This window comes from Rothia sp. HC945, assembly GCF_051370785.1.
GTDB lineage: Bacteria > Actinomycetota > Actinomycetes > Actinomycetales > Micrococcaceae > Rothia.
This window is the reverse complement of sequence record NZ_JBFCSN010000001.1, coordinates 1,099,291-1,124,183: the sequence shown is the minus strand read 5'-3', so window position 1 is coordinate 1,124,183 and position 24,893 is coordinate 1,099,291. Positions and strand designations below refer to the sequence as shown.

26 protein-coding genes are annotated in these 24,893 nt (G+C 64.2%); 15 read left to right on the top strand and 11 right to left on the bottom strand.

The window, feature by feature from the left end:
• The 3 genes from AB0Y14_RS04940 (at position 1) to proC (ending at position 2,706) form a co-directional block, all read left to right on the top strand.
• Entirely contained in the window at positions 1-984 is a 984-nt protein-coding gene (locus AB0Y14_RS04940) for a Ppx/GppA phosphatase family protein (protein WP_436588090.1), read from the top strand.
• Between the two features lie 95 nt (positions 985-1,079).
• Complete coding sequence (locus tag AB0Y14_RS04935) at positions 1,080-1,814, top strand: sugar phosphate isomerase/epimerase family protein (protein WP_436588829.1); 735 nt, start codon at positions 1,080-1,082, stop codon at positions 1,812-1,814.
• Positions 1,815-1,854: 40 nt separating this feature from the next.
• Entirely contained in the window at positions 1,855-2,706 is an 852-nt protein-coding gene (gene proC, locus AB0Y14_RS04930) for a pyrroline-5-carboxylate reductase (protein ID WP_436588089.1), read from the top strand.
• Between the two features lie 66 nt (positions 2,707-2,772).
• Here the strand turns inward: proC and AB0Y14_RS04925 are convergent, their stop codons facing one another.
• Together AB0Y14_RS04925 and AB0Y14_RS04920 are read right to left on the bottom strand one after the other, a co-directional pair.
• Positions 2,773-3,441, bottom strand: a complete 669-nt coding sequence (locus AB0Y14_RS04925; protein ID WP_129314710.1) for a potassium channel family protein — start codon at positions 3,439-3,441, stop codon at positions 2,773-2,775.
• Positions 3,434-4,843 carry a TrkH family potassium uptake protein gene (locus AB0Y14_RS04920; RefSeq protein ID WP_436588088.1) on the bottom strand — a complete coding sequence of 470 codons (1,410 nt, stop codon included), beginning with the start codon at positions 4,841-4,843 and terminating at the stop codon, positions 3,434-3,436. Before AB0Y14_RS04920 ends, AB0Y14_RS04925 begins: the two co-directional genes overlap by 8 nt.
• Before the next feature lie 181 nt (positions 4,844-5,024).
• On the opposite strand from AB0Y14_RS04920, the gene AB0Y14_RS04915 reads away from it, so the two are divergent.
• From AB0Y14_RS04915 to ccsB, 10 genes are all read left to right on the top strand, one after another.
• Complete coding sequence (locus AB0Y14_RS04915; RefSeq protein ID WP_436588828.1) at positions 5,025-6,176, top strand: acetoin utilization protein AcuC; 1,152 nt, start codon at positions 5,025-5,027, stop codon at positions 6,174-6,176.
• A gap of 91 nt (positions 6,177-6,267) precedes the next feature.
• Entirely contained in the window at positions 6,268-7,062 is a 795-nt protein-coding gene (locus AB0Y14_RS04910) for a metalloregulator ArsR/SmtB family transcription factor (protein ID WP_436588087.1), read from the top strand.
• Positions 7,063-7,124: 62 nt separating this feature from the next.
• On the top strand, positions 7,125-8,036 hold the full coding sequence (locus AB0Y14_RS04905) for a FadR/GntR family transcriptional regulator (RefSeq protein WP_129314714.1): 912 nt from the start codon (positions 7,125-7,127) through the stop codon (positions 8,034-8,036).
• 236 nt (positions 8,037-8,272) lie between these two features.
• Positions 8,273-8,371, top strand: a complete 99-nt coding sequence (locus AB0Y14_RS04900) for a 30S ribosomal protein bS22 (protein ID WP_003792170.1) — start codon at positions 8,273-8,275, stop codon at positions 8,369-8,371.
• A gap of 99 nt (positions 8,372-8,470) precedes the next feature.
• A complete protein-coding gene (locus AB0Y14_RS04895; RefSeq protein WP_436588086.1) occupies positions 8,471-8,764 on the top strand; it encodes a glutaredoxin family protein in 294 nt (97 codons plus the stop codon).
• Between the two features lie 67 nt (positions 8,765-8,831).
• Positions 8,832-9,509 carry a histidine phosphatase family protein gene (locus AB0Y14_RS04890; RefSeq protein ID WP_436588085.1) on the top strand — a complete coding sequence of 226 codons (678 nt, stop codon included), beginning with the start codon at positions 8,832-8,834 and terminating at the stop codon, positions 9,507-9,509.
• Positions 9,510-9,633: 124 nt separating this feature from the next.
• Entirely contained in the window at positions 9,634-10,269 is a 636-nt protein-coding gene (locus AB0Y14_RS04885; protein ID WP_436588084.1) for a TlpA family protein disulfide reductase, read from the top strand.
• Between the two features lie 8 nt (positions 10,270-10,277).
• Entirely contained in the window at positions 10,278-11,042 is a 765-nt protein-coding gene (locus tag AB0Y14_RS04880; RefSeq protein ID WP_436588083.1) for a cytochrome c biogenesis CcdA family protein, read from the top strand.
• 60 nt (positions 11,043-11,102) lie between these two features.
• Positions 11,103-12,728, top strand: a complete 1,626-nt coding sequence (gene resB, locus AB0Y14_RS04875; RefSeq protein WP_436588082.1) for a cytochrome c biogenesis protein ResB — start codon at positions 11,103-11,105, stop codon at positions 12,726-12,728.
• Positions 12,729-12,806: 78 nt separating this feature from the next.
• Positions 12,807-13,907: a c-type cytochrome biogenesis protein CcsB gene (gene ccsB, locus AB0Y14_RS04870; RefSeq protein ID WP_436588081.1), complete on the top strand. Its 1,101-nt coding sequence runs from the start codon at positions 12,807-12,809 to the stop codon at positions 13,905-13,907.
• Positions 13,908-13,949: 42 nt separating this feature from the next.
• Here ccsB and AB0Y14_RS04865 read toward each other — a convergent pair whose 3' ends face one another.
• A complete protein-coding gene (locus tag AB0Y14_RS04865; RefSeq protein ID WP_436588080.1) occupies positions 13,950-14,309 on the bottom strand; it encodes a PLD nuclease N-terminal domain-containing protein in 360 nt (119 codons plus the stop codon).
• A 76-nt stretch (positions 14,310-14,385) separates the two neighbouring features.
• Between AB0Y14_RS04865 and AB0Y14_RS04860 the strand changes: the two genes are divergently transcribed.
• Positions 14,386-14,679, top strand: a complete 294-nt coding sequence (locus tag AB0Y14_RS04860; RefSeq protein ID WP_436588079.1) for a DUF4229 domain-containing protein — start codon at positions 14,386-14,388, stop codon at positions 14,677-14,679.
• A gap of 64 nt (positions 14,680-14,743) precedes the next feature.
• On the opposite strand, the gene AB0Y14_RS04855 is transcribed toward AB0Y14_RS04860, so the two are convergent.
• The 7 genes from AB0Y14_RS04855 to gluQRS form a co-directional block, all read right to left on the bottom strand.
• Complete coding sequence (locus tag AB0Y14_RS04855; RefSeq protein ID WP_436588078.1) at positions 14,744-16,063, bottom strand: MFS transporter; 1,320 nt, start codon at positions 16,061-16,063, stop codon at positions 14,744-14,746.
• 4 nt (positions 16,064-16,067) lie between these two features.
• On the bottom strand, positions 16,068-16,943 hold the full coding sequence (locus AB0Y14_RS04850) for a 1,4-dihydroxy-2-naphthoate polyprenyltransferase (protein WP_436588077.1): 876 nt from the start codon (positions 16,941-16,943) through the stop codon (positions 16,068-16,070).
• A 102-nt stretch (positions 16,944-17,045) separates the two neighbouring features.
• Positions 17,046-18,260 carry an AMP-binding protein gene (locus tag AB0Y14_RS04845; protein ID WP_436588076.1) on the bottom strand — a complete coding sequence of 405 codons (1,215 nt, stop codon included), beginning with the start codon at positions 18,258-18,260 and terminating at the stop codon, positions 17,046-17,048.
• Positions 18,261-18,313: 53 nt separating this feature from the next.
• On the bottom strand, positions 18,314-19,279 hold the full coding sequence (locus AB0Y14_RS04840) for a 1,4-dihydroxy-2-naphthoyl-CoA synthase (RefSeq protein ID WP_436588075.1): 966 nt from the start codon (positions 19,277-19,279) through the stop codon (positions 18,314-18,316).
• 83 nt (positions 19,280-19,362) lie between these two features.
• Positions 19,363-20,877, bottom strand: coding sequence for a sodium/proline symporter PutP (gene putP, locus AB0Y14_RS04835; protein WP_436588074.1), 1,515 nt, complete (start codon positions 20,875-20,877; stop codon positions 19,363-19,365).
• Between the two features lie 125 nt (positions 20,878-21,002).
• Complete coding sequence (locus AB0Y14_RS04830; RefSeq protein WP_436588073.1) at positions 21,003-21,947, bottom strand: EamA family transporter; 945 nt, start codon at positions 21,945-21,947, stop codon at positions 21,003-21,005.
• On the bottom strand, positions 21,934-22,902 hold the full coding sequence (gluQRS, locus tag AB0Y14_RS04825; protein ID WP_436588072.1) for a tRNA glutamyl-Q(34) synthetase GluQRS: 969 nt from the start codon (positions 22,900-22,902) through the stop codon (positions 21,934-21,936). The genes AB0Y14_RS04830 and gluQRS overlap by 14 nt, the downstream gene beginning before the upstream one ends.
• Before the next feature lie 103 nt (positions 22,903-23,005).
• Here gluQRS and AB0Y14_RS04820 point away from each other — a divergent pair, with 103 nt between their 5' ends.
• A complete protein-coding gene (locus AB0Y14_RS04820; RefSeq protein WP_129314751.1) occupies positions 23,006-23,911 on the top strand; it encodes an MBL fold metallo-hydrolase in 906 nt (301 codons plus the stop codon).
• Between the two features lie 18 nt (positions 23,912-23,929).
• Here AB0Y14_RS04820 and AB0Y14_RS04815 read toward each other — a convergent pair whose 3' ends face one another.
• Positions 23,930-24,871, bottom strand: a complete 942-nt coding sequence (locus AB0Y14_RS04815; protein ID WP_436588071.1) for a phosphatase PAP2 family protein — start codon at positions 24,869-24,871, stop codon at positions 23,930-23,932.
• Positions 24,872-24,893: the final 22 nt, after the last annotated feature.

Below are 24,893 nucleotides of genomic sequence, written 5' to 3'. Positions count from 1 at the left end.
ATGAGGCTGTCTGTCCTGGACGTTGGCTCCAACACGGTTCATCTGCTCCTGCTGGACGTGCAACCGGGTTCCCGACCGGAACCGTATGCATCGCACAAGATGCCGTTGCAACTGGTCCAGTACCTTGACCAGGACGGAAACATCTCGGACGCCGGCCGGGACGCCTTGACGACATTCGTTACCGAAGCGCGAGACTTCGCAGCGGAGCATGACGCGGAGGACTTGCTGGCCTTCGCGACCTCTGCCATCCGGGAAGCGGGCAATGGCGCGGAGGTCCTGGACTTCGTCAAATCGACCAGTGGGGTCAAGCTCACCGAGATTTCCGGAGACCAGGAAGCTGCCATCACCTATTTCGCCGTCCGACGATGGCAAGGCTGGGGTGCAGGAACGATTCTCGACTTGGACATCGGCGGTGGTTCCTTCGAAATGGCCATAGGCGACGACGCGTTGCCTGATGTGGCCGTCTCGACTCCGCTGGGTGCAGGCCGCCTCACGCGGCAATTCATCCACCATGAACAGGCGAAGCCCAAGGAGATCAAGGCTCTGCGCAAGCACGTCAAGGAGACGCTCAAGCCGGCCGTCGACACCGTGAAGAAAGCGGGGTCCCCGAACATGGTGGTCGGCACGTCCAAGACGTTCCGTTCCTTGGCACGCATCTGCGGGGCCGCGCCCTACGCGGCCGGTCCATACGTCAAACGTGAGTTCCATCTGGAAGACCTTCGACTGTGGACGCGACGGATGGAGGCGATGACGCCGAAGGAACGCGCCGATCTTCCCGGCGTGTCCTCCAAGCGAGCGGCCCAGATCCTCGCGGGAGGGATCGTCGCCGAGACCGCGATGGATCTGTACGGCATCACGATCATGCGGTCTGTGCCCTGGGCACTCAGGGAAGGGCTCATCCTCCGGCGCATGGACCGACTCAATTCACAGGATTCGATGGCCACGGTCGATCCAAAAACACTGACATCGATCGCCAAGGAGTAATCACGGTGGAGGAATCTGTTCCGGAAACGGTAGCCCCCCAGGGGTCCGAGTCGCCCTCGAGGCCCGTTGCTCTCTCGACGTCCTCGGTGTTCCCGATGGGGGTCAAGGACACGTTCGCCGTCGCCCGGGACCTGGGGTACGACGCCGTGGAGGTCATGATCACGGGCAACCCCCTCAGCCGTGATCCGGACGAGTTGCTGGACTACGTGCAGGAGTATCAGCTGCCGATTGCCGCGATCCACGCCCCAACCCTCTTGCTGACCCAACACGTGTGGGGCGATGCCTGGAACAAGATACGCCTTGCGGCAAAAATGGTGCACCGGGTCGGGGCAGACGTCATGGTCGCCCACCCGCCGTTCGTGTGGCAGCGGAAATATGCAAAAACATTCCCGGACGGGGTGCGGCGCATTTCGGACGAAGAAGGCGTGAAGATCGCGGTCGAGAACATGTACCCGTGGCGTGTAGCCGGACGGGAAGTTCTCATGTACGCACCCCACTGGTCACCGCTGGGCCAAGACTACGAGTGGGTCACGTGGGATTTCTCCCACGCAGCCGCCTCCGGAACGAACTCTTTGGACGCCGTCCGTCAGCTTGGCGATCGGTTGGGCCACGTCCACTTGACCGACGGTTCCGGGCAATCCGTCATGGACGAACACGCCCGCCCGGGGATGGGGACCCAACCCGTCGCAGAAACGCTTCACCATCTCGTCGAGACCGACTGGAAAGGCGTTGTTGCGGTTGAGGTCTCGACCCGTAAGGCCAAGGACACCGGGCAGATCGACGAGTGGTTGGCCGAATCCCTCGAATTCGCCCGACGCCACCTTCGATAACGTAGGAGCAGACCGCGCAAGAAACTCTAGAGGAGGAACTATGTCCGAACCCATCATCACGTTCCTGGGAACGGGGTCCATGAACGGCTCGATCATGTCCGGCCTGCTCGCCGGCGGGACGGCCCCGGAACGGGTCCGCGCCACGACCCGTTCGGCAGCCAGCGCTCGCAAGCTGAAGGAATCTCTACCGGAAGACCAGCGGGACGTGACCGTGTACTCGGGGGAGGACAACGAATCGGCCAACCTCGAGGCAGTGAAGGACGCCGACGTCGTCCTCCTCGGGGTCAAACCCAAGGGAATTCTGGACCTGGCCGCGGAGATCAAGGACGCCCTCAAGGAGGATGCTCTGGTCATTTCGGTGGCCGCGGGCATTGACCTGGCGATGCTGGAAGGTGAGCTGCGCGAAGGCCAGCCGGTCATCCGGTCCATGCCCAACACTCCGTCTCGTGTCGGTCGAGGCGTGATCGCCCTCGCGGCGGGGTCGCACTGCACTTCTGAGCAGCTGCAGCTGGCGCACGAGGTCCTGGCCAATTCGGGGACCGTCCTGGACGTGGAGGAAAACCAGATCAACGCCGTGACCGGTGTCTCCGGGTCCGGTCCGGCCTATGCATTCTTCCTCGCCGAAGCCATGCAGAAGGCGGGGGAAGCCATGGGGCTCGACAGCGAGACGGCCCGCCTTTTGGCGAAGGAGACCGTGTCAGGGGCCGGTGAACTGCTCCATGCGGGTGACGCCGACCCGGAAGCCCTCCGCAAGGCGGTTTCGAGCCCGAACGGGACCACGGAACGTGCGATCAACGTGTTCGCCGAAGGCGGCCTGATCGAACTCACGGAGAAGGCCGCCAAGGCCTCAGCCAGCCGGGGCGCCGAAATGGTCGAGGAATTCCGCCGCTGAGAACTTCGCCGGACCGGAACCCGCCGGCCACGCCCGCAGATGGCGCGGTCGGCGGTCTCCACGGCCTTATGGCCGAGCAGCGAACCGTTCGATGAGATCGACCTGCCCTGACACGATCAGCACGTCGCGGGATGTGACCTTGGTGCGCGCCGTGGCGTAGGTGAATTCCTCACCGGGTGACTTCACGCCGACAATCGTGACCCCGTAGCGGTTCCGGACGTCCGATTCCTGCAGGGTGAACCCATGCGTCTCCTTGGGCGGGTACATCTTGACGATGGCAAAGTCGTCGTCGAATTCGATGTAGTCCAGGAGCCGTCCCGAGACCAGGTGAGCGGTGCGCCGTCCGGCGTCGGCTTCCGGGAAGATCACGTAATGGGCTCCGATCCGGGAGAGGATCTTGCCGTGAGCCGGCGTGATCGCCTTGGCCCATATTCTCTCGATCCCCAGGTCCACCAGATTCGCCGTGATCAGTACGCTCGACTCGATCGAGGTGCCGACCCCGACCACCGCGGAGGTGAAGTCGCCCGCCCCGACCTGGCGCAACGCATCGATGTCGGAAGCATCGGCTTGGATCACGTGCGTGAGGAGACCCGACCATTTCTGGACCATGTCCGGGTCGCGCTCGATGGCCAGGACTTCCTTGTTCTGGCGGCGCAGTTGCTGGGCGGTCGCTGCGCCGAAACGGCCCAGACCGATGACCAGAACCGGCGCATTGTGGGGTGAACGATCAGCCAATGATGGGCCTCTCTTCCGGGTACTTGTACAGGCGACTGCGGGTCCTCAGGGCCAAACCCGTGGCCACGGTGATGGTTCCGAGACGACCGATGAACATCATGACGGACAGGACGTACAGGCCGGTCGCGGGAAGCTCGGCGGACAGTCCTACGGACAGACCGCACGTTGCGTAGGCCGAGATGACTTCGAACAAGATCTCGTCCAACGGGTGATGCGTGATCAGCATGAGGGCCGCGGTGCCGAGCACGACAATAGTCGCGCTCATCATGACCACCGAGATGGCGATGCGCAACACGGTGTCCGGGATGGTGCGGCGGAAGGCGATCACGTACTGGTCGCCCCGGGCCTCCGCCACGATGGCGATGAAGATGACCGCCATCGTCGTGATCTTGACGCCACCCGCGGTTGAGCCCGAACCTCCTCCCACGAACATCAGCAAGTCGGTCAGGAGTTTGGTGATCGAGTTCGTCTGATCCATGTCCACGAGATTGAACCCGCCCGACCGTGTCATGACCGAAGCGAAGACCGAATGGAGCAATCGTTCCACGATGCCCTCGTTGCCGATCGTGTCCCGGTTGTTCCACTCGGCGGCACCCCAGAGGAATGATCCCAGAACCACCAACAACAGGGACCCGAATACGGTGATGCGTGCATTCAGGTTCCAATGCCGGAGCCGGAGCCCGAACATCCTGACCACGAGGATCACGGGAAAACCGAGGGAACCGACCCAGACGCCTGCGCACAACGGCAAGAGAATCCACCAGTCGTTGCCGTAAGGAACCAGGCCGTCCGTGTGCGGAGTGAATCCAGCGTTGTTGAAGGAAGAGATCCCGTAGAACACTCCGTGCCACAGAGCCTGGGGGAGATCTTCGCCGAGCGTCATGAGACGTAGAGCCAGAATGGCCGCAATGATACCCTCGATGCTCGCGGAGGTCAGCACGACGGTGCGCAACAGAGAGCCGACCTCGCCGAGTTTGCCCTGTCGGCTGGTGATGTTGAGGCCTTCCTGCGCGAAGAGCTTGGTCCGCAAACCCAGCTTCCGTCCGAGCGCCATGGACAGCAACGACGTCATGGTCAGGGTTCCCAGACCGCCGATCTGGACGCCCAGAAGAATCACGAACTGCCCGAACAGGGACCACTGGGTCGACGTGGTCAGCGTGGTGAGGCCGGTGACGGTCACGGCTGACGTCGCCGTGAATGTGGCCTGCTCCAGGGCCGGTGGATGTCCGGATCGGCTGGCCACAGGAAGCATGAGCATGAGCGAGCACAGCACGATCACGAGGAAGAACAACGTGATGGAAATGCGTGAGGGAGTGGTCCCGAAGATGCGATTGACCAGGTCCCTGACCTGATCCACGGGGCGGCGGGGCTCCGCGGTCAGGGTGGTGTCCTTGCTCAACACGCACACTCCTGACGACGACAGTCTGACCTTCCCTAGCGTAGCGGCTGACCCGCTCTCCGACTGGCCCGAATACGCATGGAGCCGGAACGCGTGCCACAATAGCCCTGTGACGTCACTTACAAACTTTCGCGGAAGTGGGCAGGGTGCGGATCCGACCTCGCTGGTGACGTGGGATCCGGCGATGACCGCATATTTCTTCGGCGACTACCACCCCATGCACCCAGGACGCCTCGATGCGACGGCGCATCTCGCGCAGGACTTGGGACTCTTCGGCCTTAGCCACGTCACCGTGGAGAAGCCCGAGGCCGCCGACGAGGCTGCTCTGCTGACCGCGCATTCGCAACAGTACGTGGACATCGTCAAGGCCGTCAGCGAGAACCCTGCCCTGAAGGTTCCGGGCAGTGGTTTGGACGGCGAGGAGACCCCCGGATTCGCAGGGGTCCACGAGGCGGCGTCCAAACTCGCCGGTGGGACATTGCGCGCGGCAGCCGCGGTCAGAGACCAGGAGGTCGCTCGCGCGATCAACTTCGGCGGAGGCATGCACCACGCCCACAGGGATCACGCGAGCGGATTCTGCGTGTACAACGATTGTGCGGTCGGAATTCAGTACTTGCTGGACCACGGGGTCGAGAAGGTTCTGTACATTGACATCGACGCCCATCACGGCGACGGCACACAGAGCATCTTCTGGGACGATCCTCGGGTACTGACGATTTCCCTCCACGAGACGGGCATGTCTCTCTTCCCCGGGACCGGTTTCGCGGCGGAGACCGGACCGGAGGGGGCCGCGGACGGAACCGCCGTGAACGTGGCGCTCCCGACGACGGTCGCGGATGCCGATTGGCTCAGGGCCTTCCACGCGGTCGTGCCACAGCTGGCCAGGGCCTTCGAGCCGGAGATCATCGTCTCGCAGCACGGGTGCGACTCACATTTCAAAGACGACATGACCCACATGCGCTTGAGCGTGGACGCGCAGCGTGAAGCGGCTCTGTCGATCGCCGACCTGGCGAACGAACTCTGCGAAGACCGGTGGATCGCGACCGGAGGGGGCGGGTACAACTGCTTGGATGCGGTGCCCCGTGCGTGGACGCACCTGATCGGCATCGTGGCCAATCGGCCCATCGAGGTCGCGACGCCGACCCCGGAGTCGTGGCGCCGCTACATCACCGAAAAATACGGGGTCCGGGCGCCCCGGCTGATGGGGGACGAGGCCGACATCTGGTGGCGGTCCTGGGAGATCGGCTTCGACCCCGGAAATGTGTTGGACAGGTCGGTCATGGCAACCCGCAAGGAAGTTTTCCCTCTCTGGGGCCTCGACCCCTGGTTCGACTGAGGATCCCATCCGCTGAGTTCGGAACATTCATGGAGGGAACGGGCGGGCGTGTGCGCATACTTGGTACGGAATACACCGTTATGGTGGATGCATGAGCAATGACGTGTTTGCTGTGGTGGCAGACCCCACCCGTCGTCGGATCCTGACCGTCGTGAAGGACGGGCCCCGTCCGGTCAACGACGTCGTGACCGAGCTGGGAGTGAGCCAGCCGACCGTGTCCAAGCATCTCAAGGTGCTGCGCGAAGCCGGCTTGGTGACCATGAAGGCACAGGGCCAGAGACGGCTCTACTCGCTGAACCCCGTGCCGTTGGAATCGGTTCGAGAATGGGCCGACCAATTGGTCTCGGAAACCCCGGATGCGGAAGCGACAGAACTGGCAGGAACCGAGGCCGAAACCGCCGAGACGGGCGACCCAGAGACGGGTGCCCCCGAGGTCGCGGCGTCCCAGCCCCCGGAGGTCGAAGCCCCCGATGTCGTTCGGACCGACGACGTGCCGGCGTCGCCCTCGGGGGCTGAACCGGCATCTGCGCCCTCGACGGTGCAGGAGCCCGGACCCGCACACCGGCGTGTCCGCCAGGGCGTGGTCTTCGCCCCGCTCGCTCCCTTGAGTGCTCGTGAACCAACGGAAGCCGACGAGATCAAGGAGCTCACCTCGGACCTGGCGCCGGCGGTCGTGCCCGGCGAGCAGGCCTCGGACGAGGCATCCGCACGGGAGGACGTCGCCCACCTGCCCCAAAGCGAAGAACAGACGCGGTCCACGGAGTGGGAGCCTCTCGACCCGGAGGTGCGCCGCACTAGGGAGTACGCGGGAGCCCAGCACGTGGCGGGAGAGACCAAACAATCAGGATTTTTGGCTAACCTGTTTTCCAGGAAGCGTGGGCGATAGGAGGGGAGTCCCCTCCGGCCTGGTACCTTCATCGTTGACGAGAGTGAAAGACACACCACCGTATGGCTACCGACCGTAAGATCCTCCAATGGCTGGAGAACGAGCTGTTCGACGGAAACCTCGTCCTCGGACAAGAGCTTCCGAGCGAACGCAGAATCTCCGAGGCCGTCGGGGCCTCCCGCAGCGCAACTCACGAGGCGTTGAAGACCCTTGAGTCGATGGGAATCCTCAGGCTGTATGAGGGCAAGAGGCACCAGATGATTGCGCAGCTCGTGCGCGAACCCGCCGCGAGTGCCGGCCCGGCCCTCAAGCTCCACATGGCAACGGCCGAGTACCCCCTGAGGGACATCGTCCACACCCGTGTGCTCCTCGAGACTTGGGCGTTGCGCCGCGCCGACCGGGAACACCCGGCGATGCGCGAGCTCACGAAGATCATGGACGAAATGGCCCGTGATGATCTTTCCCTGAAGGATTTCCATCATCTCGAGGTTTCCTTCCACGTGGCCCTGACCAGGCTGGCGGGGAATTCGCTCGTGACCGGGCTGATGACCGGGTTGCGTGACTCGATCTACGAGTACACCCTCTCGCTCGTGGGCTACGTCCCGTTGTGGTCGACCACCGCGACGCGTTTGTGCGCGGAGCACCGGGCCATCTACGCCGCGCTCGAAGCCGGAGACAACGAGCTCGCGGCACGGATGGTGGCCGAACACATCGAAGGCCATTACCTGGAAGCGGGCGTGGACCCTGACCGCAAGCAACGGTCCTCGGGGTCGGTCTTCGTCCAGCCCGAAGCAGATGCCGACGGCGAGGTCCACCCCCTGGAGCCGTCCTCGACCCTCGCGCACAGCGTGGCGGACACCAAGGAGCGCGACGCCGATATGCCGGACTCCGCCCCGGAGGTTGCGGAGACTCTGAACTCCATGGAACCGGCGGACGAATCCGGTGCGCATGGCGGCTCGTCGCGGGCCCAATGATCGGCGCCGTGGAACCCCTGCCCTTCGATTCGAGGATCGTTGACCCGACCTTGTAGGGTATTGGAGGAACGTTCTCACTGTGGGGCTTGTCTTTCCCCGCCAGAGACTTCGTGAGCGAACGTTTTGACCGCAAGCCTCCGCTGTCCTCGGTACGGGACGGCAGGGACGCCATCCGGTGGTGCGAGCGTGCGAGAGCGCGTCGTCCATCGATGTCCGACTATCAAGGTAGGGATCCTATGGGTTCAGTTATTAAGAAGCGCCGCAAGCGCATGGCGAAGAAGAAGCACCGCAAGCTGCTTCGCAAGACCCGTCACCAGCGCCGCAACAAGAAGTAGACACTTTTTGTGCCCAGCATCTTCGGCCGCCGCCTCCACCGAGCGAGGGGCGGCCGAATGCGTATCGGGCACCAATATTTACCGGGCGGAGGGCCCGATATGACGCGAGAGAGCGATTTCGAGCAGAGCATTTCCGTGGAACTGCTGACCAGCCCCGGATGCCATCTCTGCGCGGACGCCAAAAGAGACCTCGACGAGGTGACAGGTCCTCTGGGCCTGGAATGGACAGAGATCAACGTCGAGGACCACCTGGATCTGCTCAAGCAGCATGCCGAGGACATTCCGGTCGTCCGGGTCAACGGAGTTCCGCGGGACTTCTGGCGGGTCGACAAGTCTCGCCTCCGGCGGATTCTTCAGGGGATGATGGCAGGCCGCGACCCGGAAGAACTATGAGACATCGCTCGTTGCGCACGGCCCTCCTCGAATGGCCGCTGGTCGGCCGATCTGGGAGACTGAAAACATGAGTCAACGTGCAACTGTTCACCTCCTGAGGCACGGTGAGGTCCACAATCCGGATCGCATCGTCTATGGTTGCCTCCCCAATTTTCATCTGTCCGAGACCGGCCGGGCGATGGCCGAACTGGCGGCCCGCGAGCTTGAGCGCAGGGCCGCCGACGGCGCGAACATCACCTATCTGGCGGCCTCGCCGCTGACGCGTACCCAGGAGACTGCTGCCCCGATCTCCGAGAAGCTCGGGCTTCCCGTCGCCTCGGACGGGCGTGTCATCGAAGCGGGAAACCACTTCGAGGGAATGCACGTGAACAGATCTGAACTGTTGCGCAACCCACGCCACTGGCCCAAATTGGTCAACCCTCTGCGTCCGTCCTGGGGCGAACCGTATCGCGATCAGGTCGATCGCATGGCCGAGGCGATCAAGTCCGCCGTGGCCGAGGCGGTTGAAAGGGGAGGCGACGGCGCCGAGGCCGTGATCGTCTCTCACCAGTTGCCCATCTGGATGGCTCGGTCGAGCATCGAAGGTCGTCCCCTCCCTCACGATCCGCGGACGCGCCAATGCAATCTTGCGTCACTGACTTCGTTGCACTTCGACGACATCAGCGCCGGAACGCGCCCTCGGATCGAATATTGTGAACCGGCGGCCGAGCTCTACTCAGGGGTCATTCAGCTTCCGGGCTCATAATTCGATACGTGGGTCCGTGGTCGATCCCAGCCCCGCCTGAGGACAATGACTTCGAGGCAACCTTTCCGAGGAACGTGCCGTCGGACCCCGAACCAACATCGTGAAATCTTCCAGAGAGTCACCCATGCCCAGTTCTTATTCCAAGCCGATGACGCGCCGAGGCCTGCTGTCGGCGGCCTCGGTGCTCGGACTGGCCGCCTTGACCGCTTGCTCCGACAAGGACAACTCGGAGCTGGCCGACCAGGCGAACTCAGCAGATGGCAAAGGGTACGTCTCGGGGGACGGATCCGTGACCGAATTCAAGGAGAAGGACCGCGGCGAGCCCGTGGACTTCGAGGGGAAGCTGTTCGACGGAACCCCCCTGAAGGGCTCGGATCTGCCCGGCAAACCGAGTCTGCTGAATTTCTGGTACGCAGGGTGTGCCCCGTGCCGTGCCGAAGCCCCGCACTTGCAGAAGCTCTTCGGGGAGTTCGGCGATGCCGCCAACTTCTACGGAATCAATCTCCGGGACGAGCAGGGAACGGCGGAGGCCTTCGAACGCAACTTCGGGATCCAGTACCCCTCCGTGGAAGACCGTGCGGGTGGAGTGCTGATGGATCTCTCCGAATACGTCCCCGCCCAGGCCGTACCGACCACGCTCGTGCTGGACTCCCAGGGGCGTGTGGCCGCACGCGTCCTCGGGCAGATCGATGAGTCGGTGGTTCGTACGCTTCTGCAGGACCAGGTCGAGGGCAAAGACTCCTCGTCGAAGAATTCGTAGGTTGAGCTTTGGATCTAGCCGCAGATTCTTCCTTCGGTTCCGTCGTGCTGGAAGGCTCGCTCTGGGCCTCCATTCCCCTGGCGGCGCTCGCGGGACTCATCTCCTTCGCGTCGCCTTGTGTTCTTCCCCTCGTGCCGGGCTACCTGGCCTATGTCACGGGACTGACCGGCAACGATCTCCAGCGAAAGCGTCGCGGACGCATGTTCGCCGGCACGGCCCTCTTCATCCTCGGTTTTTCGGTCGTGTTCGTCCTGATGTCCGTGGTGCTCGCGCAGATCGGGGCCGCACCGTGGGTGCGCGGACAGACCTGGATCCAAGTGGTTCTGGGACTTGTGGTGATCCTGCTCGGCGTCGTCTTCATGGGCGGCCTGTCATGGTTCCAGAAGGACAGGAAAATCCACTCCAAACCACCCGCCGGGCTGTGGGGCGCACCGATCCTGGGCATCACTTTCGGGCTCGGGTGGGCACCCTGCATCGGACCGACCTTCGCGGCGGTACAAGCGCTGGTCTTCATCGAGGGCCCCAACAGTCTCAAGGCCATCGGCCTGACACTGGCCTACTGCCTCGGTCTGGGCGTTCCGTTTCTCCTGATCGCCCTCGGGTTCAGGAAATCGGCAGAAATGTTCGACTTCCTCAGGAAGCACCGTCGGGCACTGCAAATCGTCGGGGGAATCGCACTCGTCGTCGTCGGCGTGCTGATGGCGACCGGGCTCTGGGCGGCAATGATGTCCTGGCTCCAAGCATCGAGCCCGGGGTACGAGCTACCGGTGTGATCGAGACCAGGAAGGTCCCCGAACCACCACGGCAGAAATCCGCTACCGAAGATGGATGGCATGAGTAACAAGAAGAAGGCAGCCAAGAAAGACGCTCCGGTCCTGGGGCCCATTGGCATGCTCAGGTGGGCCTGGACCCAACTGACCAAGATGAACACCGCGCTGTTCCTCTTGCTGCTGCTCGCGGTCGCCGCGGTCCCGGGATCCATGTTCCCCCAGAACATTCAGGACCCCCAGAAGGTCCAGGAGTACAAGGATTCCCACACCACGTGGGGCCCGATCGCTGACAAACTGCAGCTCTTCGACGTGTTCTCCTCGGCCTGGTTCTCGGCCATTTACATTCTGCTGTTCATCTCTCTCATCGGGTGCGTCGTCCCGCGGACTATCAAGCACGCCAAGGCCTTCAGGGCCAAGCCGCCCCGAACACCCAGTAACCTCAAACGGTTGCCCCAGCATCGCGTTCTGACGATCCCCGTCGACTCGGTCGAGGGGGGCCTCACGGCCGACGGTGCGGTTCGTGCCGCCAACAAGATCTTGCGCAAGCGTCATTACCGGACGGAGGTCCGTGAGGATTCCACGGCACCGAGCGTCGGTGCGGAACGCGGTTACATTCGGGAGATCGGAAACCTGTTGTTCCACGCGTCCATGATCGGCGTGCTGGTCGGCGTGGCGATCGGCGGCCAATTCGGCTACAGCGGGCAGAAGATCGTGGCCGAGGGCGAATCGCATGTGAACACCCTCATCAGCTACGACTCCTTCAAACCCGGGACCAATTACAACCCGGATTGGCTGCGCAATTTCTCGGTCACGTTGGACAAACTGAATGTCACCTACGACCGGGACAAAACATCCTCGACGTACGGTCAGGACCTCAGCTACGACGCACAGATGACGGTCAAGGACAGCCCCGGGGCGAAAGCAAAGAAGGAATCCCTCAAGGTCAACGAGCCGCTGAATATCGATGGCAACAACGTTTACCTCCAGGGCAATGGCTATGCGCCGATCGTGAAGGTCACCGGCGGCGACGGGAAGGTGGCCTACGAGGGCCCGGTCGTCTCCCTCCCGACGGACAAGGTCTTCACCTCGTCCATGGTCCTCAAGGTCCCCGACGCCGGGCCGGATCAGCTCGGTTTCGTCGGGATGTTCCTCCCGACCGCGGTGATCCAACCCGGACAGATGCCGTACTCGGCAGACGCGGCTCCGGCGAATCCGGCTCTGGTCCTGTCCTCGTACTCCGGGGATCTCGGTCTCGACGACGGCAAGCCGCAGAACGTGTACGTGCTCGACACGGACAAGCTCAACGAGCTCAATTCGATGAAGTCGGAGAACGGCGGAATCGTGCTGACCGAGGAGAACAACAAACTCGACCTGCCCGACAACAAGGGAAGTATCGAGTTCGAAGGAGTCAAACGGTACGCCGGCCTGGATATTCATTACGACCCGGGCAAGCCCGTGGTCCTGGTCTCCTTCCTGCTCGCCTTCGGAGGCCTGATCATCTCGCTCTTCGTGGCCCGTCGTCGACTGTGGGTCAAGGCCCGCGAGACGACCCTCGACGGGGGGACCAAGGCCGTCGTCGTGGAATACGGGTTGCTGGCGCGCGGGGAGGACCCGAGACTTGCGGCAGAGGCCGACAAACTGACCGAAATCTTCGCCCAGGAATGGGGACTAGAATTCAGCGAGGGATAATTTCCTCGCATCGGACCGACTGGTCGCGGGAGTGCCCCATCCGAGCCTCCCTCGCCTCGTCTTTCCAGAAAGGGAAGCATGACCATCAACGAGAACCTGGGCCAGTGGAGCGAAACCTTCATGCTGCTGGCCGCGGTGACCTACCTGGTGTCCTTCGTCGCCTTCACCTGGGACCTGGCGTCCCATTCCCGCGCCACGCGCAAGGCGGAGGCGGCTTCCGGCTCTGCCGATGAAACCGGCGTACCGGCCACGGTCGGGGCGAGCTCGGTCGCTCGGAACCGCGAGAAATCCGGGTCCGGTGTCTCGACGGCCCTCCTGGAGGGTGGGGGAGGCGGCAGCCGAGGGCGCGCCTACAACGCCCGAACCAGGGCGAAGCTGAACAACTACGTCGCCGACGATTCGATGACCTATACGGGTGAACGGCGGGCGGCCGCAAGCGTCGCCGTCGCCGTCATGATCATTGCGTGCGCGATCCACGTGATCGGCGTCGTGACCCGTGGTCTGGCCGCGGGCCGTGTCCCCTGGGGCAACATGTACGAGTTCTGCACCACGGGTGCACTCGTGGTCTCCGTGGTCTTCCTCGTCGCGCTGATCTTCCGCGACCTGCGTTTTGTCGGTGCACTGGTCACCGGGCTTTCCCTGATCATGATGGTCGCCGCCACGATCGGGTTCCCCACGCCGGTAGGCCACCTCAAACCCGCTCTCCAGTCCTACTGGCTCGTGATCCACGTATCAGTGGCGGTCATGGCCTCGGGCGTCTTCACCATTACCTTCGCAATGGCCGTGCTCCAACTGCTCCAGTCCCGGCGCGAACGGAAGCTGATCGAGGGGGAAAAGGCCGGACTGGGCTTCATGCGGCTGGTCCCGTCATCCCAGGCGCTCGAGAACTTCGCCTTCCGTCTCAACACGGTGGGCTTCGTGATGTGGACCTTCACCCTGGCCATGGGCGCAATCTGGGCCAATAAGGCCTGGGGGCGATACTGGGGCTGGGACACCAAGGAAGTGTGGACCTTCGTGATCTGGGTCGTCTATGCGGCGTACCTGCACGCTCGTGCCACGCGCGGTTGGACCGGGCCCCGTTCCGCATGGTTGTCGATCATTGGTTACGGTTGCATCATCTTCAACTTCACCGCAGTGAACGTGGTCTTCAACGGACTGCATTCCTACTCCGGCCTGTAAGGGCCGGTCCTCGGCTCCGCTGGCCGGGCCACGACAGGCCGGTCAGGATACATCGGGGTCTGTATCGTCGTGGTCCTCTTCCCGACGGCGTCGCTCTTCGTCTCGCTTCCTGCGTTCCGCTTGGTGGTCCAGGAATTTGAGGTAGGCCTCGTCGTCGTCGGGAGCGCCCCCCGACGGCTGGCCTTGGCCGGCGGCGGTTCGTCGCCCTGGCCTGTACCGTCGGAAACCGAAGACCAACCACAGCACCGGTCCGAGCACAGGGAATATCAGCGCGATCATGAACCACAACGCCTTGGGCAGGGCCACGATGTGGCGCTTTTCCGTGCGGGCGATGTCGAGAAGGGCATAGATGGTCATGCCGACGACGACGGCGGCCGCGACGATGATCAGTACTGCTCGCATGTATATCAGCTTACCGGTGTCGCGAGGGCCAGGTCACTGAGCGGATCCCCAGGTCCGGAGAGTAGACTCGGTGACCGTGAAATTCTTGTACTACACCCTGCTCCGCTTCGGCCTGATGGCCGTCGTCTTCGTAGCCTGCGTCTACCTGGGGACAGGTGCGATCCTGGCCGGGGTGTTCGCCATCCTCATCGCGTTCGCCGTCGCGTACCTGGGCTTTCCTGGACTCCACGAGCAAGCCAGCAGGGACTTCGGACGCTTTTGGCGCAAGCTGCGCGGCAAGAAGACCAAGAGGACCGTCGAGGACGAGAACATCGAGGTCGAGGACCAGTACGTCGACGAACAGCTTCGTCGTGAAGGCCGCGACGTCTGACCCACGTGTAGCCTGACTGCCCCGGTTCCGGCGCGAGCCCATCGGGCCGGCATCGAATCGGAGGCTAGGCTGTCGCACCGATCTTGCGGTTGCGGCCGGCCAGAGCGCCTGCGACCAGGTGGACCACCATCAGGACCAGCAGGATCACGATGACCATGACCCAACCACCGAGAACGTCGGCGAACCATCCAGCAAGCAGCGGGCCAAGAGCCGCCATCAGGTAGCCGAGGCATTGCGACATGCCGGAGAGCTTCATCGTTTGGGCGGAGCTCATCGTCCTGAGACCGATCATGGCGAGGGAGAGCGAGAAGCTGCCACCGCAACCGATACCGATGAAAGCGGCCCACAGCGCCGCGGCCTGAGGCAGAACGAGGGCCCCACCCAGGGCGACGATCAGGAACCCCGCCATGATCATGGCGAGCCAACTCTGCGAGGCCCGCCGTTCGGCAAGGAAGCTCACGCTCAGATTCCCGAGGATGCCCAGCAACTGCAACAGGAACAGGTGGAATCCGCCCGTCGCGGGATCCATCCCGACGCTGGCTTCCACCGTCGGCAACCAGTTGGCGGCCGTGTAGAAGATCAGCGACTGGAGTCCCATGAATATCGTGACCTGCCAGGCCAGCGGGGACTTGAGCAGCGAGACCTTGCGCGAGGCGTTCGGTTCGGCGGGCGAAGGGATCGTCGGCATGGAACCGGTCATGGCCTTGGCGAATGACCCCGAGCGTTCGTACTCGCGGCGCCGGGTCGAGCGCGTCAGGAAGAACCACCACACGGCACTCACGATTGGCACGGCGGCCCAGAGGGCCAGGGCCGAGCGCCACGACCCCGGCAGGGTGTGGGACAAAGGCGCCGTAATACCTGAGGCGGTCGCGGCACCGACCGAGAGCACGGCCGTGTAGAGGCCGGTCATGAGGGACACGTGCTTCGAGAAATCACGTTTGACGATCACCGGAACCAGGACGTTCCCTGTAGCGATTCCGACGCCGATCAGCAGCGTTCCGACCCACAGCCAGCCGATGCCCGGGGTCGATCTCAGAAGGATGCCCAAACCGAGGACCGCGAGAGCCACCAGGACCACCCGCTCGATCCCGATGCGTTGGGCGGGAATGGCCACGATGGGGGAGAGGATCGCGAAGGCCAGGAGCGGCAAAGCCCCGACCAGCCCGAGTCCGCCGGATCCCAGGCCTGTGTCGTGGCCGATCAAGTGGAGAACCGGTCCGACCGTGGTCAGCGCCGGCCTGAGGCATGAAGCGATGAGCAGGACGACGATGCACCACGCGGCCGTGACCTGGCGGGCGCCTGAGGTGGTCCCGGGGCCGTCCGAGGTGGGGAGGTCAGGGTTCCGGGGGCGATCCGATGGGGAATTCTCGGGAGTATCGGTCACCTGGTTATGCTCCAATGATTGACGCGACCAGAAGCAGGAGAGCGAACAGCAAACTCAGCAAACCGGTCTGTTTGAGGACGGGAATGAGCCTTCTCATGTCCGTGGCGGACAGAACGGTCCGGACGGCGGGCCAGGCCAGCGGCAGTGCCAGGAGGACCAGAAGATTCCACGGATTCTCCGGGACCGTGAAGAGCATCAGCGCGAAAGCGAGGCCGACCTCTGCCGCGTAGGCCAGACGGGCGCGGGAACCGCCCAGCCGGACCGCCAACGTGAACTTTCCCGCTTCCGTGTCCGTGGGGATGTCGCGCAGGTTGTTCGCCATCAGGAGTGCGCAGGCGATGAGACCCAGGGAAACGGAGGACACCACGGCGGTGAGCGACAATTGCGAGGCCTGGGTGAAGGTCGTGCCCATCGTCGCGACGAGCCCGAAGTAGAGAAAGACGAAAAGGTCTCCCAAACCCATGTAGCCGTACGGGCGGCGTCCTCCGGTGTAGCCCCACGCGGCGAACACCGCTGAGAGCCCAATGAGCAGGAACCACCATTGGCCGGTGATGATCACCAGCGCGAGCCCCGAGAGCATGGCGAGACCAAAACAAGCGAAAGCCGCGAACTTCACGTGCCGCGCGGGAGCCACGCCCGATCCAGTCAGGCGCATCGGGCCGACACGCGAATCGTCTGTGCCCTTGATCCCGTCCGAGTAGTCGTTGGCGTAGTTCACACCGATCTGGAGGAACAGGGCCACCACAAGCGCAAGAACGGCGCAGACCGGTCGGAACTGCCACAGTTGGATGGCGGCTCCGGTGCCGGCGATGACGGGAGCGACGGCCATGGGCAGCGTGCGCAAGCGTGCCCCTTCCACCCACTGTGCAACTGTTGCCACGAGCGCTCCTCTCGGGTGTGCCGGGCACGCTCGTGCCGGGCGGAAAGCTTGGGATGACAATTCATTGTCTCACTTCGGCCGAATCGCGCCAGTCGCACGCGTTCACTTCACGTCGTCCGGGGCGAGCAACCGGTGCACCTCGGCTCGATCCGGCTTCCCCGTGCTGGTCTGAGGCAGTCGGTCCAGGACCCGGATCGTCTTGGGCGCAGCGGCCCGGCCGAGGTCCTGACGGACACGATCGACCAGGCTGGTCACGTCGGGCTCACGGTGCGGTCTGCGCGAGACGGCCGCCCGAACCTCCTGGCCCCATCGTGGACTCTCGACGCCGACGACGACGGCCTCCCGCACGGACGGGTCCTGCTCCAGGACGGCAGCCACGGCACGAGCCGAAACCTTGATCCCGCCGGTGAGGATGACGTCGTCCGTCCGCCCGGCCACGGAGAGCCCGTCATGGCCGGAGAACGTGCCGAGATCATCGGTCCGATACCACCAGGTGCCGTCAGGACTCCGTCGGAAGGAGCTGGCCGTCCGCTCGGGGTCGCCCAGATAGCCCGAGGCAACGGTCGACCCGCCCAACCAAATGCGTCCTGGGGCCGACGGATCTGTGCCGGGCTCCACAGCGACACGGGTCCCTGGCAAGGGACGGTTGTCATACACGCATCCTCCCGCAGTCTCCGCGCTGCCGTAGGTCTGTACCAGGGGGATGCCCAGCTCCTCGCAATGGCGCAGGAGTGCCGCCGAGGCCGGCGCTCCGCCCAGTAGAATCGCGTCGAAACTCCTCAGTGCCTCGAGTATCTCGTTCCCGAGGGCTGCGGCGTCGGCCTCCGCGTCCTCCATGAGGGTGTGGAGCTGAGTCGGCACGAGTGAGGTCATCCTGTGCCCGGAGGGCAGGCGGTTCGCGGCGTCGAGAAAATCGCGCGCGGTAAAGCGGCCGCCGTCCTGAACGGATGCGGTCACCGCAGGTCGGGTCGCGGCGAGAACCGAGCGGGCCACGACTTGCGCCCCGGCGACGTAGTGCACGGGCAGCGCGAGCAGCCAGTGGGCGCCGCCGTCGGTACCCGTCGCCGTCTCGGTAGCCAGGCCCGAGGCCCTGAGCGCTCCCGCGGAAAGAACCGTCCGCTTCGGCCGCCCCGTGGATCCCGAGGTGCTCACCACGAGCGCCGCCACGTCTTCGCCGATTCTGGTCTCGCGCGTGATCGTTCGGGAGAGGGCGTCGCGGAGGCGATCGACGTCGACGGACCCCGGCCCTTCAAGAAAGACCGCAGACTCGGAAGCCTCGGGAGCGGGAGAAACGGGAGAGAGCTGAGAAAAATCCATGTCGCTTCCAGCCTAGTCCCGGTCTCGGGTCGCTCGACCGCGGCCTGCACTCGTCAGAAGTAGTAGGGGAACGCGCTCCAATCGGGATCCCGTTTCTGCAGAAAGGCGTCGCGGCCTTCCACGGCCTCGTCCGTCATGTACCCCATGCGCGTGGCCTCACCGGCAAAGACCTGTTGCCCGACCATGCCGTCGTCGGGAAGATTGAAGGCGAATTTCAACATGCGGATGGCCTGCGGGGACTGGCGTGCGATGTCGGCGGCGTACTCCAGGGCGGTTGTCTCGAGCTCAGCATGGGGCACAACCTGATTCACGGCACCCATCTCGTGCATGCGCTGGGCGTCGTACTCCCTGGCCAGGAAGAAGATCTCGCGCGCGGCCTTCTGGCCGACCTGACGCGCCAGAAGAGCCGATCCGTACCCCGCGTCGAAGGAGCCCACGGTGGCGTCGGTCTGCTTGAACTTGCCGAATTCGCGGGATGCGATCGTCAGGTCGCAGACCACGTGGAGGGAGTGTCCGCCGCCGGCGGCCCAGCCGGAGACTACGGCAATGACCACCTTCGGCATGGTGCGAATCAGACGCTGCACCTCAAGAATGTGCAGGCGGCCGGCCCGTGCCGGATCGATGGAGTCTGCGGTTTCGGATTCGGCATACCGGTATCCGTCCCTCCCGCGAATGCGCTGGTCCCCACCGGAGCAGAAGGCCCACCCGCCGTCCTTCGGGGAAGGCCCGTTGCCGGTCAGCAATACGGTGCCGACGTCACTGGTCATCCGGGCGTGGTCCAGGACCCGGTACAACTCGTCCACGGTTCCCGGACGAAAAGCATTGCGCACTTCGGGGCGGTCGAAGGCGACCCGGACGCACGGCAGGTCCCTCACGATGCGTCCCGCCTGGTCCCTTTCGACCTGACGGTGATAGGTGATGTCCTCGAGATCCTCGAAGCCTTCGACCTTTCTCCAGCGGTGGGGGTCGAAGACGTCGGATACGGAATCGGGCAACACGGAGTTCTCAGTCGTAGTCATCAGTGCGATTCTAGCCGGGACGGAAAGACCTGCCCGCTCGGGTGTCACCGAGCGGGCAGGTCACGTGAAGAGAGGGATTCGGGTCAGCGGGCCGTGGCCAGTTCCTTGGCCTCGGCGAACTCGCGTTCCACGCGTTCCGAGGGGCGGTGCGTCATCAGTGAGACGACGACGCCGACCACGAGCGCGGCAGCGAAGCCGGGGACGATCTCGTAGAGCGCGAGGATCCCTGTCGACTCCGGGTCCTGGATCACGTATCGCCACACGATGGTGACCACGGCTCCGACAATCATCGAGGAGAGTCCTCCCGAGGCCGTGAGTTTCCTCCAGAACAACGACATCAGCATCAGTGGACCGAAGGCCGCGCCGAAACCAGCCCATGCAAAGGCCACGAGCTCGAGAACTGCGGAGTCCGAGTCCAGGGCAATCAAGGCCGCGATCACGGACACGGTCAGGACCGCACCGCGCGACATCCAGAGCTGGACCTTGGGGGTGGGCCGCCGCTTGATGAGCAGCATGGCCAAGTCTTCGACCGCGGCCGAAGAAGAAACCACTAGCTGTGAGGAAACCGTGGACATGATCGCCGCGAGCACAGCGGCCAGCACGAAACCGGCGGCGAGCGGATGGAACAGGATCTGGGAGAGGTCCAGGAAGACTGTCTCCGCGGATTTCGAGTCGGTCAGGCTGGCCTCGGGGTGGGTCGAGAAATAGGCGATGCCGGTCAGAGCCGTGGCAATCGTGCCGACCACGGACAGGACCATCCACGAGATGCCGATGCGGCGTCCGGCCGGGGCGTCCTGGGGGGAGCGGAGGGCCATGAAGCGAACCACGATGTGCGGTTGGCCGAAGTATCCGAGCCCCCATGCCAGCGACGAGATCACGCCGATGGCGGTGGCCCCGCTGACCAGTGAGAGGGCGTCCGGATTGGCCTCGGACACGGCGTTCAGGACATGGCCGGGGCCGCCGAACTGGATGACGGCGACGACGGGAACCATGATCAGTGCGACGAGCATCAGGATTCCCTGCGCCACGTCCGTGAAGGTTGCGCCCAGGAAGCCGCCGAAGAACGTGTAGAGCACCGTGATCGCGGCGATCATGATCATGCCCACGTGGTAATTGCCGTCGAAGGTGGTCTGGTAGAACTTGCCGCCGGCGACCATGCCTGAGGAAACGTAGAAGATGAAAAAGATCAGAATAATGAGCCCGCAGGTCACGCGCAGGACCCGACTCGAGAGGCCATCGGCTTTGAGACGGTTGTCGAAGAAGGAGGGGATCGTGATCGCATTGCCTGAGACTTCGGAATAGGCGCGCAGGCGCGGGGCCACCACCTTCCAGTTGACCCACGCGCCGATGGTCAGGCCGATGGCGATCCAGGCGTCGAGGAGCCCGGAGACGTAGATGGCGCCGGGGAGGCCCATGACGAGCCAGCCGGACATATCGGAAGCGCCCGCGGAAAGGGCCGCGACTCCGGGTCGGAGGGATCTGCCTCCGAGCATGTAGTCCTCGTTGTCAGTGTTCTTGGTGCTGGCCCATAGGCCAATGGCGATCATCCCCAGGAAATAGATTCCCAGGGCGATGTACTGGAATGTCTGGTCGGACATTGTCATATTCTCCGGTGCGTCGATTGACGAGTGTAGGTCTCGGGCGTGATGGGAACCACGAGCTCAGCACCCGAGTATGCCAGATCACGCGAAGGATGGGGAGAATCTGAAGGAACGTGCAGCAGTCATTCCCGCCGCGTCTGCGGCATCTGGGCGGTGCGGATGACCTGCAGCGCCTCGGTGTGCGTGGTGATGATGGCCGCCGAACGGTTGGCTCGCCACGTGACGGCCGCACCGGACAGGACGATCAGCGCGATGCCGATATAGGCCGGGGTTGAGAGCAGTTCACCGAGGAGGGCGAGTCCGACCAGGGAGGAGACCACGGGATCCAGTGAGAAGAAAACTCCCACGACCGCAGGGTTGGTCATGGTCGCCGCGAACGCGTCGCAGGAAAAGGCCAGAGCGAGGCCCACGGCGCCGATGAACACGGCGATGCCCCAGTCGCCCACGGTCATGTGGGGAAGGGCCAGTGCCGTCGCCGGGGACCACATGATGGCACCGATCGCAATCGACACGGCAAGTCCGCGGATGCCCGCGGTCGCTTCCGTCCCGCTGCCGATTTTGCCGGACAACAGCGTGTAACCCGTCATGGAAGCGGCGGCCATGAGGGCGAAGACGTAGCCCAGAAGGTCCGTGCTCCCGAAGGTCGGCCCGGCGATGAGGACGACGCCCCCCAAGGCCCCCACAGCAAACACGCCGTCCTTGACCTTGCGTACGCCGAACATGGCCACAGCGAAGGCACCGAGGTACTCGATCGTCACGGCCACGCCCAGGGGGATACGGTCCACCGCGAGGTAGAAGAACACGTTCATCAGGGAGGAAACGACGCCGTAGGAGACCACGGAGAGCCAGTCCTTGCGGGTGAATCGCCAGAATTTTGGCCGAGCAATGAGCAACAGAACGACGGCGGCCGTCGTCATCCGCAGGCCGGACACCGAGACGGGGTTGAACTTCTCGAAAAGCGTCGTCGCCACCGCGGACGTGGTCTGGATGCCGGTGGAGCCGATGAGCACGGCGATCAGAGCGGTGGTTCCCCGATGGCGCCGCGGAATCCGTTCAGACAGAGACACGGGGCACCTCCGCCGCGGGATCAGGGACCGTCCAGGGGTCGAGGGAGATCGTGTCCGGGTCGAAGACCTCCAGCATCTGCGAGGCCGACGCGGGAAGAGACTCGGCCCCATCGGTCCGAACGGTTGTGAGCGGCATCGAGGAGGCAATCATGCGCGCGACCTCGGCCGGAGCCATCCCGGTTTCCCGGAGCTCGGCCAGGGTCACTGCCCCGTCGCGCTTGGCCAGTCGCTTGCCCTCTCGGTTCAGGGCAAGCGGAACATGGACGTACTCCACGCGGTCGAGCCCCAACAGGGAGGCGAGACAAGACTGCCGCGGAGCGGAGGAGAGCAGATCATCGCCGCGAACCACCTGGTCGATGCCTTGAAAATGGTCGTCGACGACGACGGCCAGGTTATAGGCCGCGCGTCCGTCATTGCGGACCAGGACCATGTCATCAACCATCCCGGTGTAGTGGCCGGCGTAGCGGTCCAGAACCGTCCATTCGTGGGTTTCGCTGCGCAGGCGGAGAGCCGCCGGACGTGACCGTGCGCGTTCGGCCCGTTCGTCGGAGCTCAGATTTCGGCACGTGCCGGGGTAGGCGCCGGGGGCTCCGTGCGGGGCGGAGGAGGCCTCCTGGATTTCTCTTCGGGTGCAGAAGCACTCGTAGACCATTCCGCGTTCGCGGAGACGGGAGACGGCGTCCTCGTACGCGACGGTGCGCGTCGACTGGATCAACGGTTCGCCGTCCCAATCGATGCCGAGTGCCGCGAGGTCGTCCATGTGGCGTTGGGCGGAGCCTTCTCTGACGCGATCGAGGTCTTCGATCCTGAGCCGGAAGGCGCGCCCCGTGGACCGAGCGAACAGCCACGCGTAAAGAGCGGTGCGCAGGTTTCCGAGGTGAAGGTCTCCCGACGGCGACGGGGCGTAACGGCCCGCACCAGAGGGGGAGGCAGACACATCGGAGGGGGTGGGCATGGTCCCATAGTAACGAGGCGGGCAAGACCCGATCGCATCGGGCGAACGAGGGTTTTCGGAGGCGGTCGCCCTGTGATCCGTTCCGATCAAGTACCGTAGGCATATGGCTCGAACACAAGAAATTGCCGACGGGATCTATGTCATCGCGACCGATGACTACCGTTTGAACACCGGATTGATCCTTGGCGCGGACAAGGCCATGGTCATCGACACGGGTGCCGGCCCCCGCCAGGGCGCCGAAATTTTCCGCGCCGCGCGCAAGATCACGGACCTTCCCTTCGTGGTCGTGAATACCCACGCGCACTACGACCACTTCTTCGGCAATGCCGTCTTCGCGGCGGACGGCACCACGGATTTCTGGGCCCACCCCAACGCCGAGCGTGCGATGGAGCGCTACGCCGACCGCCAGCGCGGCTACGTGGAGACCTTGGAGCCGGAAATGGCTCATCACCAGGGGCCGAACACCGACATCATCCCGCCGACTCGCCTCCTGCCGGGGGACGGCGGACGCGCCTCATTCACCCGCGTCGACTTGGGAGATCGGGCCGTGACGCTGTTCTACCTGGGTCTCGGACACACCGACAACGACGTCCTCGCGGGTGTCGACGAAGTGCTGTTCACCGGAGACATCGTGGAGCAGGGGGCCGACCCCGCTTTCGACGATTCCTTCCCGGAAGTCTGGGTCCAGACCCTGGCCACGGTCGCCGGCCTGGACCGTTACCACGTCTTCGTCCCGGGACACGGGACACCCGTGGAGCGGACCTTCGTGCAGCGCCAGTCCGAAACCATGAGGGAAGCGATCGACAGGATTGCGGCGTCGACCTCGAATCCGGAGGCCGGACCCACGACCGCGGCGATGTACAAACTTCCCTACGACGCCGGGGTGACCCGCATTCTGCTGGACCGCCTGGCCTACCTCGAGGAAAAGGGCATGATGGGTGAGGACCTGTCCGTGGAGGACACCCCGACCGGCGTGACCGGCCCCATCACCACGGGCGAGCACGCCTAGACGGCCCGCCCCGGTGGGTCAGTACGACCACACCTTCGTGTAGGGCCGTTCTTCGGTCGGCTGCTTGCGGCGGAGGAGCCAGACGAGCAGGGCCGTGGACAGGAGTCCGACGGCGAAAATCAGGCACAGGCTGCCCAGGAGGGCGGCCCCAGCGAAGTGCTGCTGGGCCGCGATCATGTACGTGGCCACCGCGCAGAAGGCCAGGAAGAGCCCGGTGATGACCATCAGCGGAATCAGGAGCATCCCGGTGTGACGGGTGCTTGCGGTGTCCTGGTCCTCGGCCGGAACGAACCGAAGCACAAGCAATGCCAAGGCCGTCCAGGCCGCGACCACGAACAGCGCGGCGACGACGTCCGCCGGCCGGTGCCATTCGTTGATCACGGTGGCCACCCCCGCGAGAGTCCCGAACATGAGCATGACCAGGGACATGAACGGACGCCACTTCTTGGGCGCCGCAATGAACAATGCCGCTCCGGCCGCCGCGGCGAAGGTCGTGTGGCCCGACGGCAGGGAATTCATGGTCGCTTCCTGGACGCCGTAGTTCGGCTTGGCCAGGATCAGGTACTTGAGCGCCTGGGCCGTCCCGTTGGCCCCTGCGGCCATGGCCAGCCCGATCAGGGCGGGCAGGAACCGGTGCCTGCGAACGAGGACGAAAAGGATTCCGATGACTGCCAGTACGCCGGCTATGGCCGGGAGTGCGTTGAGCAGGTGATCCGAGTCCCTGCTGTACCGGCGCAGGTTGTTGCTCACCTCGGAGGTTGCGGTCTGGTCGATCCACTGCCCGGAATAGCTGTAGAGGAACGTCCAGACCGTGCCCCACAGACCGAAGATCATGATGCCGATCACGACCAAGTGCTTGATCACGACCCCGACCGTCGGCGGGTGGAAGGTTCCGCGCCTCGTGGAAGGCCAATCGCGTACGGGCGTCTCGCCCTGATCTCGCGTTGGCTCGGTACTCATTGGCCCAGGACCCCCTGTACGT

What these genes read in the sequence shown, in the direction of transcription:
- AB0Y14_RS04820 (WP_129314751.1), top strand. Translation starts at nt 23,006, where the DNA reads ATGGCTCGAACACAAGAAATTGCCGACGGGATCTATGTCATCGCGACC.
- AB0Y14_RS04895 (WP_436588086.1), top strand. Translation starts at nt 8,471, where the DNA reads ATGACGCGAGAGAGCGATTTCGAGCAGAGCATTTCCGTGGAACTGCTG.
- AB0Y14_RS04840 (WP_436588075.1), bottom strand. Translation starts at nt 19,279, where the DNA reads ATGACTACGACTGAGAACTCCGTGTTGCCCGATTCCGTATCCGACGTC.
- AB0Y14_RS04865 (WP_436588080.1), bottom strand. Translation starts at nt 14,309, where the DNA reads ATGCGAGCAGTACTGATCATCGTCGCGGCCGCCGTCGTCGTCGGCATG.
- ccsB (WP_436588081.1), top strand. Translation starts at nt 12,807, where the DNA reads ATGACCATCAACGAGAACCTGGGCCAGTGGAGCGAAACCTTCATGCTG.
- AB0Y14_RS04885 (WP_436588084.1), top strand. Translation starts at nt 9,634, where the DNA reads ATGCCCAGTTCTTATTCCAAGCCGATGACGCGCCGAGGCCTGCTGTCG.
- AB0Y14_RS04845 (WP_436588076.1), bottom strand. Translation starts at nt 18,260, where the DNA reads ATGGATTTTTCTCAGCTCTCTCCCGTTTCTCCCGCTCCCGAGGCTTCC.
- AB0Y14_RS04900 (WP_003792170.1), top strand. Translation starts at nt 8,273, where the DNA reads ATGGGTTCAGTTATTAAGAAGCGCCGCAAGCGCATGGCGAAGAAGAAG.
- AB0Y14_RS04935 (WP_436588829.1), top strand. Translation starts at nt 1,080, where the DNA reads ATGGGGGTCAAGGACACGTTCGCCGTCGCCCGGGACCTGGGGTACGAC.
- AB0Y14_RS04915 (WP_436588828.1), top strand. Translation starts at nt 5,025, where the DNA reads ATGACCGCATATTTCTTCGGCGACTACCACCCCATGCACCCAGGACGC.
- resB (WP_436588082.1), top strand. Translation starts at nt 11,103, where the DNA reads ATGAGTAACAAGAAGAAGGCAGCCAAGAAAGACGCTCCGGTCCTGGGG.
- putP (WP_436588074.1), bottom strand. Translation starts at nt 20,877, where the DNA reads ATGTCCGACCAGACATTCCAGTACATCGCCCTGGGAATCTATTTCCTG.
- AB0Y14_RS04815 (WP_436588071.1), bottom strand. Translation starts at nt 24,871, where the DNA reads ATGAGTACCGAGCCAACGCGAGATCAGGGCGAGACGCCCGTACGCGAT.
- AB0Y14_RS04890 (WP_436588085.1), top strand. Translation starts at nt 8,832, where the DNA reads ATGAGTCAACGTGCAACTGTTCACCTCCTGAGGCACGGTGAGGTCCAC.
- AB0Y14_RS04910 (WP_436588087.1), top strand. Translation starts at nt 6,268, where the DNA reads ATGAGCAATGACGTGTTTGCTGTGGTGGCAGACCCCACCCGTCGTCGG.
- proC (WP_436588089.1), top strand. Translation starts at nt 1,855, where the DNA reads ATGTCCGAACCCATCATCACGTTCCTGGGAACGGGGTCCATGAACGGC.
- gluQRS (WP_436588072.1), bottom strand. Translation starts at nt 22,902, where the DNA reads ATGCCCACCCCCTCCGATGTGTCTGCCTCCCCCTCTGGTGCGGGCCGT.
- AB0Y14_RS04940 (WP_436588090.1), top strand. Translation starts at nt 1, where the DNA reads ATGAGGCTGTCTGTCCTGGACGTTGGCTCCAACACGGTTCATCTGCTC.
- AB0Y14_RS04905 (WP_129314714.1), top strand. Translation starts at nt 7,125, where the DNA reads ATGGCTACCGACCGTAAGATCCTCCAATGGCTGGAGAACGAGCTGTTC.